This is a genomic window from Streptomyces sp. NPDC058401 (assembly GCF_042722885.1).
GTDB lineage: Bacteria > Actinomycetota > Actinomycetes > Streptomycetales > Streptomycetaceae > Streptomyces.
In genome coordinates, this window is sequence record NZ_JBHXKA010000085.1 from 1 (window position 1) to 14,816 (window position 14,816).

A 14,816-nucleotide genomic window follows, 5' to 3' on the forward strand; every position below is an offset into this window, starting at 1 on the left:
GCGCAGGTCCGCGCAGGACTACGGGGCTACAGGGTCAGGCCGTGGCCGTGCGGGAAGACCGGGTCGACGGTGTCGTTGGGAACGTCGGGCCGGGAGGCCGCGACGGCCTCCATGGAGCGCGGGAGCTCGAAGGGCAGCCGCCCCCCGGCGGCCGCCCGGCCGAAGGCCACGTCCAGGAGGGCGGCGTCGGACGCCCCGTAGTCCGCGATCAGCGCGGCCGCCCGCTCCGCGATCTCGGGGATCACCGCGGCCCGCTCCAGGTTGATGCAGACCAGGGTGGGGACGGCGTCCAGGAGGGACAGGATCTCGGTGAGTTCCGGCTCGGGGAAGGCCAGCGAACCCGAGTGGAAGAAGGACTCGAAGACGTTGCTGCGGGGTTCGTGCGGGGTGCGCAGCCGCAGCACCGCCAGATCCGCCTCGGCGGGGTCGGACACGAGTTCCCCGTAGGCCGCCGCGACCTCCGCGTCCACGTCCTTGACGTACAGCTTCGGCCGGCCGGCCACCGGCAGGGTCCGCCCGGTGTTGGTGAGCACCGTCAGGGAGCGCCGCTGGGCCGCGGCGCCGGCCGCCGCGAAGTCGGCGCGGCCGACCGTCCCGGCCGCCGCGTCCGGGTCCACGTACGGGTTCTCGAACAGGCCGAGGACGAACTTCTCGCGCAGCAGCCGGCGCACGGACGCGTCGATCCGGGCCTCGGTGACCCGGCCCGAGCGGACCATCTCCACGATGACCGCGGGGCACTGCTCGCCGCCGAACTGGTCCGAGCCCGCCTCCAGCGCGCGGGCCGCCCGCTCGGAGACGCTCAGGTGCTCCAGGCCCCAGGCGCGGGCCGGGTGCGGCTCGCCGAAGATCGTCGACTCGGTGAGCAGGCCCCAGTCCGTGCACACGATGCCCTGGAAGCCGAGCTCGTCGCGGAGCAGGCCGGTGACGACGCCCTTGTTGAAGCCGAAGCCGACCTCTTCCCAGTCGGTGCCGATGGGCTGGCCGTAGTACGGCATCATCTGCGAGCAGCCGGCCGCGATGGCCGCCTTGAACGGCTCCAGGTGGTGCTCGCGCATCCCGCCCGGGTAGATCTGCTCCTTGCCGTGCGCGAAGTGCGGGTCCTCGCCGTCCTTCTGCGGGCCGCCGCCGGGGAAGTGCTTGACCATCGCGGAGACCGAGGCCGCGCCGAGCGCCTCGCCCTGCAGGCCCCGTACGTAGGCCTGTACGAGTTCGCCCGTCAGCTTCGCGTCCGAGCCGAAGGTGCCCGACTGGCGGGCCCAGCGCGGCTCCGTGGCCAGGTCGATCTGCGGGTGCAGGGCGACGCGGAAGCCGACGGAGAGGTACTCGCGCCGCATGATGTCGGCGAACTCGAAGACCAGCTCCGGGTCGCCGATCGCGGCCAGGCCGATGGCCTCGGGCCAGGCGGAGAAGGCACCGGCGTTGAAGGAGGCGCCGACGTTGTCGGTGAAGGAGTGCCGGGGGTCGGTCGACAGGGTCACCGGGATGCCGAGCCGGGTGCCGGCGGCCATCTCCTGGACGGCGTTCTGCCAGGTGGCCATCTCGCGGGCGCCGTAGCTGCCGAGGAGGTTGAAGTGGGTGAGGTGGCGGCCCTCGATCAGCTCGGGGGTGGTGAAGGGGAGGATCGAGCCGTCGGTCTCGGTGACCGGGGTGCCGTCCGGGTTCATCATCAGCATCGAGTGGAAGAGCTGGCCGGCCTTCTCCTCCAGGGTCATGCGGGAGAGCAGGTCCTCGACGCGGGCGTCGACGGGGAGGGACGCGTCGCGGTAGGGGAGGGGCGCGGCGGAGCCGGAGGGGACGGCCGGGGGCGTCGGGGTGCTCGGGCTGGCGTTCATGACGGGGCTCCTGAGGAGGTCGGGCGCGCGGGAGGTCGCGGGGGCGGGTGCGGGAGCGGGAGCGGGGGAGTTCGCGGGGGCGGGCGGCCGGTGGGCGCTGGGGGTGCGGGCGTCGGCGGGCCCGGGCGGGCGGGCCGTCACCTGACCGAGCGGATCAGCTGGACGAGGGCGGCGCCGACGGCCGCCGCGATGCCGCCGACGAGGAAGAGGGCGCCGTAGTTGCCCCCTCCGCCGATGGCGAGCACGAACGGCGCGAGCATCGGGACGAGGGACTGCGGGAGGGCGTTGGCGATGTTCAGGACGCCCATGTCCTTGGCGGCGGTCTCCGGGTCGGGCAGGACGGCGGCGGCGAGCGCCACGTCGACCGCGAGGTAGAGGCCCTCGCCGAAGCCGAAGACGGCCACGGCGAAGAGGAACATCCCGAAGGTGCCCGCGGTGGCGATCAGCAGCAGCCCGATGCCGATGACGAAGGCGGACGCGAGCACGAAGGGCTTGCGGCGGCCGGTGGCGTCGGACAGCCAGCCCCCGGCGAGGGAGCCGGCGACCACGCCGCCGACGGTGACCAGGGTGGTGGTGAACATCTTCGAGGCGACCTCGCCCTCGGCGACCCCGAGGCGGTCCATCAGGAAGTACACCTGGTAGCTGGTCACGCAGGCGATGCCGATGAAGACCAGGAAGCGGCTCGCGAAGTTCCACGAGTAGTCCGGGTTCTTGCGCGGGTTCACCCAGAAGCTGTGCAGGAACTCCCGCCAGCCGTACGGGGCCACGGACTCGGCTCGGGCCGGCCGGTCGGGCATCACGGCGGCCAGCACGCACACCCCGAGGACGCCTACGACGGCCGGGACGATGAAGGCCAGCGCCATGTTGTCCGTGAAGAGCTGCGCGAGGAAGCTGCCCGCCACCATCGAGACGGACAGCATCATGCCGACCATGCCGGAGACCCGGCCGCGCTGGTGGTCCGGGATCAGGTCCGGGATGCAGGCGGTGACCATGCACAGGGCGGCGTTGCAGCCGAGCTGCGCGATGGCCCAGCCGATGAGCAGCGTGGTGACGCTGGAGCCGAGGCCCACGACGGTCAGCCCGACGGCGGCCACCGCCATGCCGCCCACGAGCCAGGGGCGTCGGCGGCCGAACCGGCTGGTCGTGCGGTCGGAGAGGGCGCCGAAGAGCGGGTTGCCGACGAGGGCGAGGAGGGCGCCGACGGAGAGCACCTTCCCGAGGGCGGCGCCGCGCTCGGCCTCCGGGACGATCTGGGCCACGCGCAGGGCGAGGGTCACCACGATCGGGGTGAAGACGGCGATGCAGACGCCGAGCTGGGCGGCGACCAGGCCGAAGATCAGCTTGGCGGGGGCGCCGGTGGGGGCGTCGGCGGGGGCGCCGGCGGATCGGGTGGCCGGGGCGGTGGTCGATGCGGCCGGGGCGGCTGAGGCGGCCGGGGCGTCGGCCGGGGTGGCCGGATCGGGTCGGTCGGTGGCGTCGAGTGCGCTTCCGGGGTCCTGCGTGAGCGGCATGGGGGCTCCAACGTCTCCGCGTCGGCCTCGTCGCCGACCGGGCGGTTTCACCGTAGGCGTGAAAACCTTGCACCCACTAGGTTTTCGTTCAGTGAGCTGGATCACTCCCTCGGGATGGCCGGAAACGGTCGGGTTTAGGGTGGTCCGCATGGCACAGGACAAGGGCCGAACGGCCCCCAAGGCGACGGCCGCCAAGGTGGCAGCCCCCAAGGCGACGGCCGCCCGGGGCGGCTACGCGGTGGGCGACGCCCGTCGCCAGAAGATCCTCGACACCGCCGTCGAGCACTTCGCGCAGTGGGGCTTCCACGCCTCCTCGCTCGCCCGGATCGCCAACGACTGCGGGATCACCCAGGGCGGCCTGCTCCACCACTTCCGCGGCAAGGAGGACCTGCTCCTGTCCGTCCTGGCGCAGAGCGAGCAGCACGACGTCGAACGGCTCTTCAGTGGGCCCGCCGAGGAAGCCCCCGCGGTCGCCGACCACTTCGCCGCGGTGGTCGCCCTCGCCGAGGAGAACGCCCGGCGGCCCGGGCTCGTACGGATGTACAACACCCTGGTCGGCGAGTCCGGAAACCCGGGCCACCCCGCGCACGCCTACTTCCGGCAGCGCTACGACCGGGTCCTCGGCTACAGCGTCGACCTGCTCCGGGCGGGCGTCGCGCGCGGCGAGGTACGGCCGGACACGGACTGCGAGGCCGTCGGCCGGGAGATCATCGCGGTGATGGACGGGTTCCAGATCCAGTGGGTGCTGGACCCGGAGGGCGTGGACATGGCGGTCCTGCTGCGCGGGTACCTGGACCGGCGGCTGCGGGAGATCGCCGTGGCGGGAACGGGGACGGGGCCGTGACGGGCGGCGCGGTTCGGCCGGTGGTGCGGTCCGGGGCCGTCCGGGTCGTGCTCCGTCAGCGCGGCTCGAAGGCCGGCAGGGCGCTCAGCACCCCCTCCAGGGGGCGCGGCAGCGTGGTCTGGTCGGCGGCGACCTCGTAGCCGCCGTGCCGGAAGGCGTACGTGAGCGAGTCGAAGACCGGCTGGTCCGGCATCGAGATCCGCGGCAGGCGGGGGAAGTCCGCCTCCTGGAGCGCGGTGCGCAGTTTCGCGAGGGCGGCGGCCGAGAGCTTGTCGCGGTCGACCGTCTCGGCCTTGGCGTTGAGCCGCAGGAACGATCCGTCGCCCTTGATGACCAAAGTGTTGGTCTTGCCGCCGAAGCCCCCGCTGCGGGTGACCGCGACGAGGGTCTCGCCGGCGGCGGGCGGCGAGGCGCTGGGTGCGGGCGCCGGAGCGGAGGTGCTCGGCGCGGGCTGCGGGGCGGGACCGGTCGTACCGGTGCCCGGGTCCGGGCTCTGACCGGCGCTCTGGCCGGTGCTCTGGCCGGGGGAGGGAGTCCCCGAGCCGTCCGTCGCCGTCCCGGACGGGGCGCCCGTCGCGGTGCCGGTGCTGCTGCTCGTGCCCGTGCCCGTGCCCGGCTTCGCCGAGGATCCGTCCTTCGGCCCGCCGGAGGAGCACCCGCCCAGGGCCGCCGCGGCGGCCAGTACCACGGCCGCCGTCACCGTCGCCGTCGCCAAGCCCACTCGCCCACCACGTGCTCGCACGCCCCACCCCCGCAGGTATCCGGCTCGAACCCCGAGTATGGAGTCAGCACCACCCGCACGGATAGCACTCGGAGGCCGACATCCGCCGCTTCGCCCCCTGGCGCTGGCTGCCGCCGCTCACCGCCGTCGCACTCGGCCTCTGGGGCCTCTCGCGGGGCGGCTCCCTGTGGCGCGACGAGTCCGTCACGTGGCAGGCCGCGCACCGGCCGCTCGGGGAACTCTGGGAACTGCTCGGCCAGGTGGACGCCGTCCACGGCCTCTACTACCTGCTGATGCACGCACTCTTCGCCGCCACGGGCACCCCCGCCTCCGACCCCGCCCTCTGGCCCCTGCGCCTCCCCTCGGTGGCCGCCACCGCCCTCGCCGCGGCGGGCGTGGCCGCGGTGGCCCACCACCTGGCGGGGCCGCGGGGCGGCGGGGGGCCGGGCGCCGACGCGCCGCCCGCCGGGGCGGGCGGGTCGGGCGGTCCGGGCGGACCTGACGGGTCCGGTGTGGCCGGCGGGTCTGGTGGGGCTGGTGGGGCCGACCGGGTGGGTTGGCCCGGAGATCCGGGAGGGGCCGGCGGGGCCGACGGGTCTGGCGGCCCCGGCACGTCTGGCGGGGCTGATCGGTCTGGCGGACCTGCCGGGTCCGGTCGGTCCGGCCGGGTGGGTTGGCCTGGGGATCTCGACGGGTCTGGCGGTTCCCACGGGCCTGCCGTCTCCAACAGGTCTGGCGGGGCTGACCAGTCTGGTGGACCCGCGGGGTCCGGACGGGCCGACCGGGCGGGGTGGCCTGGAGATCCCGGCGGGTCCGGCGGGTCCGGCGGGCTGGGCGGTTCCGACGGGTCTGGCGGCCCCGGCACGCCTGGCGGGGCTGATCGGTCTGGTGGACCTGCCGGGTTCGGTTGGTCCGGCCGGGTGGGTTGGCCTGGGGATCTCGACGGGTCCGGCGGGTCCGGCGGGCTGGGCAGCCCCGACAGGCCTGCCGAGGCCGACCGGGTGGGTTGGCCCGGAGACTCCGGCGGGTCCGGCCGATCCGACGGGTGTGACCAGGCCGTAGGCCGGGCCGGTCGGGGTGGCTGGGCCCGAGGTGCCGACCAGCCTGGCCGTATTGGCCGCGCTCGCCGAATCGGCAAGGGTGACCCGGTCGGTCAGGGAGGGCAGGCTCATGCGGGAGGGCGCACGGGCCGTGCCGGGCGGGTAGCGCTGTTCTCCGGGGTCGGGTACGCCCTGCTGCCGCCCGTGCAGATGTACGCCCAGGAGGGGCGCTCGTACGCGTTCGTCGCCGCGGCCGTCGTCTGGGCCACGTACCTGATGCTGCGCGAGCGCTGGGCCGCCTACGCCGTGGTGCTGGTGCTCGCCTGCTGGCTGCACGAGTTCGCCGTACTGGCGCTGCCCGCGCACGCGTTCGCCGCCCGGCGCTCGCGCGGCTGGCGGCTCGCCGCCGGAGCCGTGGTGGCCGCGCTGCTGCCGCTCGCGCTGGTCAGCGCCCGGCAGGCGCAGCAGCAACTGGGCTGGCTCGGGCGGCCGACCTGGCAGGACTGGGCGGCGTACGGGGTCCTCGCGGCCGCCTCGCTGCTGCTGGCCCGGGGGGCCGCGCGGGACCTCGTACGGGTCGCCCTGCCGCTGGCGCTGCTGCCGCCCGGGCTGCTCCTCGCGGTCTCGCTGGCGCACCCCTGGTACGTGGACCGGTACGTCCTCTACGCACTCGCCGGCCTCGCCCTCCTCGCGGGGGCGCGGCTCGCCACGGCGCGCGGATGGTGGGTGTGGCCGCTGGTCGGGGCCCTGCTCGTCCCCGTCGGGTTCTGGTCCGTGTGGCTGCGCACGCCCGAGAGCCGCAAGGACGATGCGCGGGCCGTGGCGGCCGCCGTCCGCGCGCTCGCGCGCCCGGGCGACGCGGTGCTCTTCCTCCCCTCGCGGCGGCGCGAATGGCTGCTGTCCTCGCCGCAGGCCTACGGATCCCTGCGCGACCTCGCGCTGTCCCGCACCCCGGCGGCTTCGCGGAGCCTCCAGGGCGTCGAGCGGACTCCGGAGGAGATCCGGGCGGCCCTGCTGGACCCGGCCGTTGACCGGGTGATCGCCCTGCTGGACCCGGCGGGGCAGCCGCTGGACGGCTACCCGGCCGAAGCGGTGAAACGCCAGACGCTGGTCTCCCACTTCGACCTGTGCACCGTGACGGCGGTGCGCGGCGCCCGCGTGGCCCTCTTCGCCCGCCCGGGCGACTGCCCGTAGCTCCCGGCACCACGGGCGGCCACCACCCCCGGCAGGGCAGCCGGTCCACACTCCCGGGAGTGGCCCGTCCTCCGGTGGGGCGGGCGCTCCAGTCCGGGCCGGGCGGGTGCTCGCCGGGCGGCTACCCCGAGGTCGGTGGTGGGGTGGCCGGTCCGTGTTTTCGGGTGCGCCCGGTTTCCTGGTGGGGCGGGTGCTCCGGTTCGGGCCGGGCGGGTGCTTGCCGGGTGGCTGCTGGTCCTGGTCCGAGTCGGGCGGGTGCTCGCCGGGCGGCGAGGTCAGCGACGGGGTGGCCGGTCCGTGTTTCCGGGTCCGCCCCCGTTTCCTGGTGGGGCGGGCGCTCCAGTCCGGGCCGCGCGGATGCTCCCCTGGTGGCTTCCCGCAGCTTTCGGCGGGGTGGCCGGCATGAGTCTCCGGGGCGGACCTGTCTTCCGGTGGCGCTGCCGGTCCAGTTCGGGGCCGCGCGGCCGCCCGGCCGGGCAGGTGGCTCGTAGCTTCGGGTGGGGCTGGTGGTCGCCGCTCGCGGGGGGACGGCCGGTCTGCGCTTCCGGGCTTCCGGGTCCGACCCGCCTTCCGGTGGCGATGCGGGTCCGATCCGGGCCGTGCGGGGGACCGCTCGGGCGGGCGGCCCGAAGCTCCGGGCGGGCCAACCGGTCTGCGTTTCCGGGTTCGACCCGTTTCCTGGTGAGGCCACCCGGCCAGTGCCAGGCCGCGCGGGTGCTCCCCGGGTGTCTGCCCGAGGCTCCCGGTGAGGTGGCCGGTCTGCGTTTCCGGGCCCGGCGGCGCGTCTTCCGGCCGGGCTTCCGGTCCCGGTCCCGGTCCCCCGGTCCTGGCCGGGCGGTCGCCGCTCCTTGCGGGGTGGCCGGCTGCGTTTCCGGGCCCGGCCCGTCTCCTGGCGGGCCGCCCCGGGCTCCGGGCGGGCGGCCCGGCAGGGGGCAATCCGGGTCCGGAGTAGGGGCGTTCGCGGGGGGTCGGGGCGTGGGGGAGAGGATGGGGGGTGGGTCGCCGATCGTGTCGGGGGCCGCCCGTTTCTGTCGGACTCTGTCGGAGGTGTGTCATGGACGCAGCCCAGCCCCACGCCCACTCCCGCTCCCTCGTGCCGCCAGGGCCGCTCGTGGGCGGGGACTGGCTCGCGGAGCGGCTCGGTGCGGCCGGGCTTGTCGTCTTCGATGCCTCCGTCGGGGCGCACCGGGGTGCGGACCGGCGGATTCCGGGGGCCCGTCCCTTCGACCTCGACGGTGCGCTGTCCGACCACACCGCCGCGGCCCCGCACACCATGCCCGGCCCCGCCGCCTTCGCCGAGGCGATGCGCGCCCTGGGCGTGGACGACGGCAGCACGGTCGTCGCGTACGACGGTGCCGGGATCTACTCCAGCGCCCGCGCCTGGTGGATGCTGCGCGGCATGGGCTTCGACCGGGTCGCCGTCCTCGACGGCGGGCTGCCCGCGTGGGTCGCCGCCGGGCGGCCGGTGGAGGAGGGCCGGCCGGGCTACGAGGGGCCGCGCGGCTCCTTCACGGCCCGGCCCCGCGCCGGGCTGCTGGTGGACGCCGCCACCGTCTCGGCGGCCCTGGCCGATCCGGCCGCCGCCGTCCTGGACGCCCGTACCCGCGAACGCTTCGCCGCCACCGCCCCCGAACCCCGACCGGGCCTGCGCGGGGGCCACATGCCGGGCGCGGTCAGCCTCCCCTTCGGTGAACTCCAGCGCCCCGACGGCCTGATGCGCCCCGCGGCGGAGCTCCGTACGGCCTTCGCGGCGGCGGCGGGGGAGCGGGAGCGGCTGTACTTCAGCTGCGGATCGGGGGTCACCGCCTGCGTGCTCGCCCTCGGCGCGGAGCTCGCCGGGTACGAGGACCTCGCGGTGTACGACGGCTCCTGGAGCGAGTGGGGCGTACCGTCCCCCGACCGGCCGGTGGTGGAGGGGAGTTAGGCCGCCCCCCCCGGGATCCGGGATCCCGGATCCCGGGGGTTAACCCCACCCCCGATCCGGGCACGTGCACCATGCCCCCGCGGCGGCCGCCCGGGCACGATCGACACCATGACCACGACGAAGACGTTCCCGAGCAACGCCAAGGCCAAGGCCACCGTCACCTGCACCGCCGCGGCCCTCGCCGCCGGGCTCCTGCTCTCGGGCTGTTCCTTCGGCTCGCTCGTCTCGCGCGGCGGCCCCGAGAAGACGGCGAGCGCCGATGCCGCGGTCGCCGAGGCCGTCACCGCGGTCGAGGTCTCGGACGCCGGCAGCGGGTCCATCGACGTGGTCGTGGGCTCCGGCCCGGGCGTCACCGTCCGCCGTACCGTCCACTACCGCGGCGACACCGTGCCCGAGCCCGCCCAGCGGGTCTCCGGCGGCGTGCTGACCCTCACCAGAGGCGACTGCTCGGGCCGCTGTTCCGTGGACTACCGGCTGGAGGTGCCGGCCTCCGCCACGGTCCGGGCCAAGAGCAGCAGCGGCCGCGTCACGGTGTCGGGAGTGGCCGCCGCCAACGTCGTGACGTCCTCGGGCGGGGTGCGGGCGGACCGGATCGCCGGGGCGCTGGAGGTGGGTACCGACTCCGGCGCGGTCCGGGCGGACAGGATCGCAGGCGGGCTGAAGGTCCGTACGTCCTCGGGCTCGATCACCGCCGAGGAACTCGCCGGCCCGGGCGCGGACGCCCGTTCGGACTCCGGCGACGTCCGCCTGGCCTTCGCGAAGGCGCCGTCCTCGGTCGCCGTGAAGACCAGCTCGGGCGACGCCAAGGTGAACGTTCCCGCGGCCCCGTACGCCCTCGACGTCTCCACCGCCTCCGGCGACCGAAAGATCACCGTCCCCGCGGACCCGTCCGCGCCCGCCCGGCTCGCCGTCAGGACCTCGTCGGGCGACGTCACCATCTCGGCGGCCTGAGCCGCGCCTCGCACGGCCCCGGCACCGTCTCCGATGCCGGGCGGACGGCCGGTGCCCCCGAGGGGCACCCGCGCCCGCGAGGGTCAGCCGAGCACGGCGGTCACATCGCGGCGGGCCGGTTCCGACAGCAGGGGGGACCACCGGGTGAACAGTTCGAGCAGACCGGCCCCGTTGCGTTCGCGGAAGGACGCGTTCACCTGTGCCAGGTCCAGCTCGTTGGCCGCCGTGAGCTCGGCGAAGTCGCGGCGCTGCTGGGGGGACGGAACGAACTCCTCGCCCGTGAACCGGTCCCGGAAGACCGCCGACGCCCCGTCCGGTGCGGAGAGGCCGGGGTAGGAGGCCTCGCGGTCGCAGCTCGCGTAGAAGTAGACGAGCTCCTCGGCCTCCGTACCGATCGCCTCGGTGAGGCGGGCCCGTTCGGAAAGGTCCAGGAGTATCAGGGGCAGCCCGTCGGTTCCGTAGAAGGCGTGGCACAGTGCCGCTGCCCGGAGCGCCGGCCGGCCGCCCCAGGCGGCCACCAGTGCCTCGACGCGCAGCAGGTGGGTCAGGAGCGTCCCGCCCGAGTGCTTCGTGGTCTCCGCGCCCACCTCCTTGAGCAGGGCGATCGCCGGTGAATCGGTGTGTGCGTGCTTGTCCTCGCTGTGCGTCATGCGCCCCATCATGACGAGGCACCCGGGCCCGGCGCCCGGCGCGATCGCCATGCGGACACCCACGACGACAAGTGTTCGCCCCCGGCGAACGGCACTTGGGGAACATCGGGGCGCGCCGATGCATTGAGTCGGCATAGCTCAACTTCACTGCCGGAGGGAACATCATGGCTTCGACGTCCGTAACGCTCACCCTGCCCGTGCTGCCGCTCGACGACGAGGTCGTGCTGCCCGGGATGGTCGTTCCGCTGGACCTGTCCGACGCCGAGGTGCGGGGTGCCGTGGAGGCCGCGCAGGCCGCTGCCGCGGGCGGCAAGCCGAAGGTGCTGCTCGTGCCCCGGATCGACGGGAAGTACGCGGGCACCGGCGTGCTCGGGACCGTGGAGCAGGTGGGACGGCTGTCCGACGGGGATCCCGGGGCGCTCATCCGGGGCCGCGGCCGGGTCCGTATCGGGGCCGGGACCACCGGGCCCGGGGCCGCGCTCTGGGTCGAGGGCGAAACGGTGGACGAGACCGTCCCCGATCCGCTGCCCGGGGCCGTCACCGAGCTCGTCAAGGAGTACAAGGCGCTCGCCACGACCTGGCTGAAGAAGCGCGGGGCCTGGCAGGTCGTGGACCGGGTGCAGCAGATCGAGGGGGTCGGGGCCCTCGCGGACAACTCCGGGTACTCCCCGTTCCTCACCGTCGAGCAGAAGGTGGAGCTGCTGGAGACGGCCGACCCCGTCACCCGGCTGCGCCTCGCCGTCAAGGCCCTCAGCGACCACCTCGCCGAGCAGGACGTCGCCGAGTCCATCGCCAAGGACGTCCAGGACGGTGTCGACAAGGTCCAGCGCGAGTTCCTGCTGAAGCGTCAGCTCGACGCCGTGCGCAAGGAACTGCGCGAGCTCAGCGGGGAGAAGGAGGGCGAGGAGTCCGACGACTACCGCGCCCGGGTCGAGGCCGCCGACCTGCCCGAGAAGGTACGGGAGGCCGCCCTCAAGGAAGTCGACAAGCTGGAGCGCTCCAGCGACCAGTCCCCGGAAGGGTCCTGGATCCGCACCTGGCTGGACACCGTGCTCGAACTGCCCTGGAACGAGCGGACCGAGGACGAGTACGACATCCGGGGAGCCCGCGCCGTCCTGGACGCGGAGCACGCCGGGCTGAGCGATGTGAAGGACCGGATCACCGAGTACCTGGCCGTGCGCAAGCGCCGCTCCGAGCGCGGGATGGGCGTCGTCGGCGGGCGCAGGGGCGGGGCCGTACTGGCGCTCGTGGGCCCTCCGGGCGTCGGCAAGACCTCCCTCGGGGAGTCCGTGGCCCACGCCATGGGCCGCAAGTTCGTCCGCGTGGCCCTCGGCGGAGTCCGCGACGAGGCCGAGATCCGCGGACACCGGCGTACGTACGTGGGCGCGCTGCCCGGCCGGATCGTACGGGCCATCAAGGAGGCCGGGTCCATGAACCCGGTCGTCCTGCTCGACGAGATCGACAAGGTCGGCTCCGACTTCCGCGGAGACCCGGCCGCGGCCCTGCTCGAAGTCCTCGACCCCGCCCAGAACCACACCTTCCGGGACCACTACCTGGAAGTGGAACTGGACCTGAGCGACGTGGTGTTCCTCGCCACCGCGAACGTGCTGGAGGCCATCCCCGAGGCCCTCGCCGACCGGATGGAACTGGTCCGCCTCGACGGCTACACCGAGGACGAGAAGGTCGTCATCGCCCGCGACCACCTGCTGCCCCGGCAGCTGGAGCGCGCCGGCCTGGCCACCGAGGAAGTGGTCCTGGAGGAGGACGCGCTGCGCAAGCTGGCCGGGGAGTACACCCGCGAGGCGGGCGTGCGCACCCTGGAGCGCTCCCTCGCCCGGCTGCTGCGCAAGGTGGCCTCCCAGCACGAGCTGGGGGAGCGGGAGCTGCCGCTGCGGATCGGAGCCGACGACCTGCGGGCACTCATCGGACGGCCGCACCACGTACCGGAGTCCGCGCAGGACCCGTCCGAGCGGCGCACCGCGGTACCGGGCGTGGCCACCGGCCTCGCCGTGACCGGGGCCGGCGGCGACGTCCTGTTCGTCGAGGCCTCGCTGGCCGATCCCGAGACGGGCGCGGCCGGGCTCACGCTGACGGGCCAGCTCGGAGACGTGATGAAGGAGTCGGCGCAGATCGCGCTCAGCTTCCTGCGCTCCCACGGCGCCGAGCTGGAGCTCCCGGTCGCCGACCTGAAGGACCGGGGCGTGCACATCCACTTCCCGGCGGGCGCGGTGCCCAAGGACGGTCCGAGCGCGGGCATCACGATGACGACGGCGCTGGCCTCGCTGCTGTCGGGCCGCCAGGTCCGCACGGACGTGGCCATGACCGGCGAGGTCTCGCTGACCGGGCGGGTGCTGCCGATCGGCGGGGTCAAGCAGAAGCTCCTGGCCGCGCACCGGGCCGGACTGACCACCGTCATCATCCCGAAGCGGAACGAGGCCGATCTGGACGACGTTCCCGCCGAGGTGCTGGCCGGGCTGTCGGTGCACCCGGTGACGGACGTACGACAGGTCCTGGAGCTGGCCCTGGCCGCGGACGAGGTCGAGGTCCCGGTGGCCGTCGTGGCCTGATCAGGGCACCTGGTACCGGGTACAGGGCACCCGGAACCGGGCATCCGGGCGGGCCGCGGGCCCGGGGTCACCCGCTTCGGCGGGGCCCCGGGCCCCCGGCGTACCCGCTGCGAAATACTGGTGGCCCACACACCAGCGAAGGAGCGGGCCGTGCACGGGACCGAAGACCAGGAGTTCCTTGCCCTGGAGCGGGAGCTGTCCGTCTTCCTCCGACGGGCCCGCGCCTCCTCCGGGGAGATGGCGCGCGAGCTGCACCCGGAGCTGGAACCGGCCGCGTACGGGCTCCTCGTCCGGCTGGAAGCCGCCGGGCGGCAGCGGGCGACCGAGCTCGCCGCGTACTTCGGGGTCGGCAAGGCCACGATGAGCCGGCAGCTGCGGGCCCTGGAGGTGCTGGGCCTGCTGGCCCGCGAGCCGGACCCGGCGGACGGGCGGGCCTTCCTGGTCGGGCTCACCGAGGAGGGCCGGGAGCGCTTCCTGCGGGTCCGCGGCGCCCGGCGCGAGCAGTACATGCGCAAGCTCGCGGACTGGGACCGCGGGGAAGTGGCGGAACTGGCCCGGCTGCTCAACCAGTTGAACGCGGGCGGGGAGTAGCGCCGGATCCCCGGGCCGCCCGGAGCCCCTACAGCTCCGCAAGAGCCGGCCCCCTACAGCTCCGCGTAAGCCGCCCCCTACAGCTCCGCGTACGCCGCCCCCTACAGCTCCGCGTATGCCGCCGACGCGTCGTCGTGGCGCTTTTCGCGGCGGTGCGCCCGGCCCGGGTCCGATTCCAGCGTGCGCACCCGGTCGATCAGCGACTGCGCGCCCTCCTTGCGCAGCACCGCCAGGCATGCGGCCCAGTCGCCCTCCCCGAAGGTGTCCGTCCACCGGCTGGCCCCGTCCGTGAGCGCGGCCAGCGCCCGTACCTCCGTACGCGGGGTCCGCCCGGTCACCGCCCGGGCGGCCACCTCCGGGTCGGCGGCGGCGGTGAAGAAGCCGCCCTCCACGTTGCGCAGCGTGTCGGCGGAGGCCTCCGTGCGCAGCAGCTCGCGCGGGATCCGGTCCAGCCGGTCGTCGAGGACCGCGCGCACCTCCCCTCCGGGCGCCTGGAGGAGGAGTACGGAGTCCGAGAGCACGAGGTGTTCGACCCAGGAGGCGTCCCAGCGGACCACGACCACCGTCGCCTGCGGGGTCCGGACGTGAGAAAGGTCACACGTGTCGCGGTGGGCGTCCGCGGTGGCGCGGATGGACTCCGCCAGGACGCGGTCGAGGGACATGTCCCGGCGCGATCCGGACAGTTCGGTCAATCGGCCGCCCAGCCGGGCCGCGAACCACGGCACTCCGTGCGCGCATCCGACCTCGCCGGGAGGCGGGGTGACCCCGTCGAGGGCCACCAGGACTCCGCCGCCCGAGGCGGGGATCGCGGCCGACACCCAGTCCTCGTTGGGGCGTTCCGGGTTGCCGGGGGCGGAGCAGAGATCGATGCGCATGCGGACATTCTGCCCGCGCGGGGCTCCGTAGAGGCGGGAAGGGCCGAGAAAGGTCCGGACCAAAGTGGGGCGGGTGGGGAGGGAAGGGACTCCCGGGGGGTGCGGGGTGTCCCTCG

At 74.8% G+C, this 14,816-nt stretch carries 11 protein-coding genes; 6 read left to right on the forward strand and 5 right to left on the reverse strand.

All coding sequences use genetic code 11. From position 1 onward, the window contains the following. Positions 1-26: 26 nt before the first annotated feature. Together ACFWNV_RS26840 and ACFWNV_RS26845 are read right to left on the reverse strand one after the other, a co-directional pair. Positions 27-1,832, reverse strand: coding sequence for a glycoside hydrolase family 3 protein (locus ACFWNV_RS26840; RefSeq protein WP_383951947.1), 1,806 nt, complete (start codon positions 1,830-1,832; stop codon positions 27-29). A gap of 137 nt (positions 1,833-1,969) precedes the next feature. Beyond that, entirely contained in the window at positions 1,970-3,343 is a 1,374-nt protein-coding gene (locus ACFWNV_RS26845) for an MFS transporter (protein WP_383951949.1), read from the reverse strand. A 148-nt stretch (positions 3,344-3,491) separates the two neighbouring features. Here ACFWNV_RS26845 and ACFWNV_RS26850 point away from each other — a divergent pair, with 148 nt between their 5' ends. Continuing rightward, the gene (locus ACFWNV_RS26850; RefSeq protein WP_383951951.1) at positions 3,492-4,187 is read left to right on the forward strand and encodes a TetR/AcrR family transcriptional regulator; all 696 of its coding nucleotides are present in this window, start codon (positions 3,492-3,494) and stop codon (positions 4,185-4,187) included. Positions 4,188-4,242: 55 nt separating this feature from the next. Here the strand turns inward: ACFWNV_RS26850 and ACFWNV_RS26855 are convergent, their stop codons facing one another. Further along, entirely contained in the window at positions 4,243-4,902 is a 660-nt protein-coding gene (locus tag ACFWNV_RS26855) for a hypothetical protein (RefSeq protein ID WP_383951952.1), read from the reverse strand. A 1,250-nt stretch (positions 4,903-6,152) separates the two neighbouring features. On the opposite strand from ACFWNV_RS26855, the gene ACFWNV_RS26860 reads away from it, so the two are divergent. The 3 genes from ACFWNV_RS26860 to ACFWNV_RS26870 all read left to right on the forward strand — a co-directional run bounded on the left by ACFWNV_RS26860 (position 6,153) and on the right by ACFWNV_RS26870 (position 10,017). After that, a complete protein-coding gene (locus ACFWNV_RS26860) occupies positions 6,153-7,142 on the forward strand; it encodes a hypothetical protein (protein WP_383951954.1) in 990 nt (329 codons plus the stop codon). A 1,054-nt stretch (positions 7,143-8,196) separates the two neighbouring features. Next, on the forward strand, positions 8,197-9,066 hold the full coding sequence (locus tag ACFWNV_RS26865) for a sulfurtransferase (protein WP_383951956.1): 870 nt from the start codon (positions 8,197-8,199) through the stop codon (positions 9,064-9,066). A gap of 108 nt (positions 9,067-9,174) precedes the next feature. Next, positions 9,175-10,017, forward strand: a complete 843-nt coding sequence (locus ACFWNV_RS26870; RefSeq protein WP_383951958.1) for a DUF4097 family beta strand repeat-containing protein — start codon at positions 9,175-9,177, stop codon at positions 10,015-10,017. A gap of 83 nt (positions 10,018-10,100) precedes the next feature. Here ACFWNV_RS26870 and ACFWNV_RS26875 read toward each other — a convergent pair whose 3' ends face one another. Then, on the reverse strand, positions 10,101-10,667 hold the full coding sequence (locus tag ACFWNV_RS26875) for a DUF6817 domain-containing protein (protein WP_383951960.1): 567 nt from the start codon (positions 10,665-10,667) through the stop codon (positions 10,101-10,103). Between the two features lie 164 nt (positions 10,668-10,831). Between ACFWNV_RS26875 and lon the strand changes: the two genes are divergently transcribed. After that, a complete protein-coding gene (gene lon / locus ACFWNV_RS26880; RefSeq protein ID WP_383951962.1) occupies positions 10,832-13,234 on the forward strand; it encodes an endopeptidase La in 2,403 nt (800 codons plus the stop codon). A 150-nt stretch (positions 13,235-13,384) separates the two neighbouring features. Next, complete coding sequence (locus ACFWNV_RS26885; protein ID WP_243336175.1) at positions 13,385-13,825, forward strand: MarR family winged helix-turn-helix transcriptional regulator; 441 nt, start codon at positions 13,385-13,387, stop codon at positions 13,823-13,825. Positions 13,826-13,926: 101 nt separating this feature from the next. Here ACFWNV_RS26885 and ACFWNV_RS26890 read toward each other — a convergent pair whose 3' ends face one another. Continuing rightward, entirely contained in the window at positions 13,927-14,700 is a 774-nt protein-coding gene (locus ACFWNV_RS26890) for a protein phosphatase 2C domain-containing protein (RefSeq protein ID WP_383951964.1), read from the reverse strand. Positions 14,701-14,816 lie beyond the last annotated feature (116 nt).

Coding starts and splice junctions, on each gene's coding strand:
- ACFWNV_RS26840 (WP_383951947.1), bottom strand. CDS start 1,832: ATGAACGCCAGCCCGAGCACCCCGACGCCCCCGGCCGTCCCCTCCGGC.
- ACFWNV_RS26845 (WP_383951949.1), bottom strand. CDS start 3,343: ATGCCGCTCACGCAGGACCCCGGAAGCGCACTCGACGCCACCGACCGA.
- ACFWNV_RS26850 (WP_383951951.1), top strand. CDS start 3,492: ATGGCACAGGACAAGGGCCGAACGGCCCCCAAGGCGACGGCCGCCAAG.
- ACFWNV_RS26865 (WP_383951956.1), top strand. CDS start 8,197: ATGGACGCAGCCCAGCCCCACGCCCACTCCCGCTCCCTCGTGCCGCCA.
- ACFWNV_RS26870 (WP_383951958.1), top strand. CDS start 9,175: ATGACCACGACGAAGACGTTCCCGAGCAACGCCAAGGCCAAGGCCACC.
- ACFWNV_RS26875 (WP_383951960.1), bottom strand. CDS start 10,667: ATGACGCACAGCGAGGACAAGCACGCACACACCGATTCACCGGCGATC.
- lon (WP_383951962.1), top strand. CDS start 10,832: ATGGCTTCGACGTCCGTAACGCTCACCCTGCCCGTGCTGCCGCTCGAC.
- ACFWNV_RS26890 (WP_383951964.1), bottom strand. CDS start 14,700: ATGCGCATCGATCTCTGCTCCGCCCCCGGCAACCCGGAACGCCCCAAC.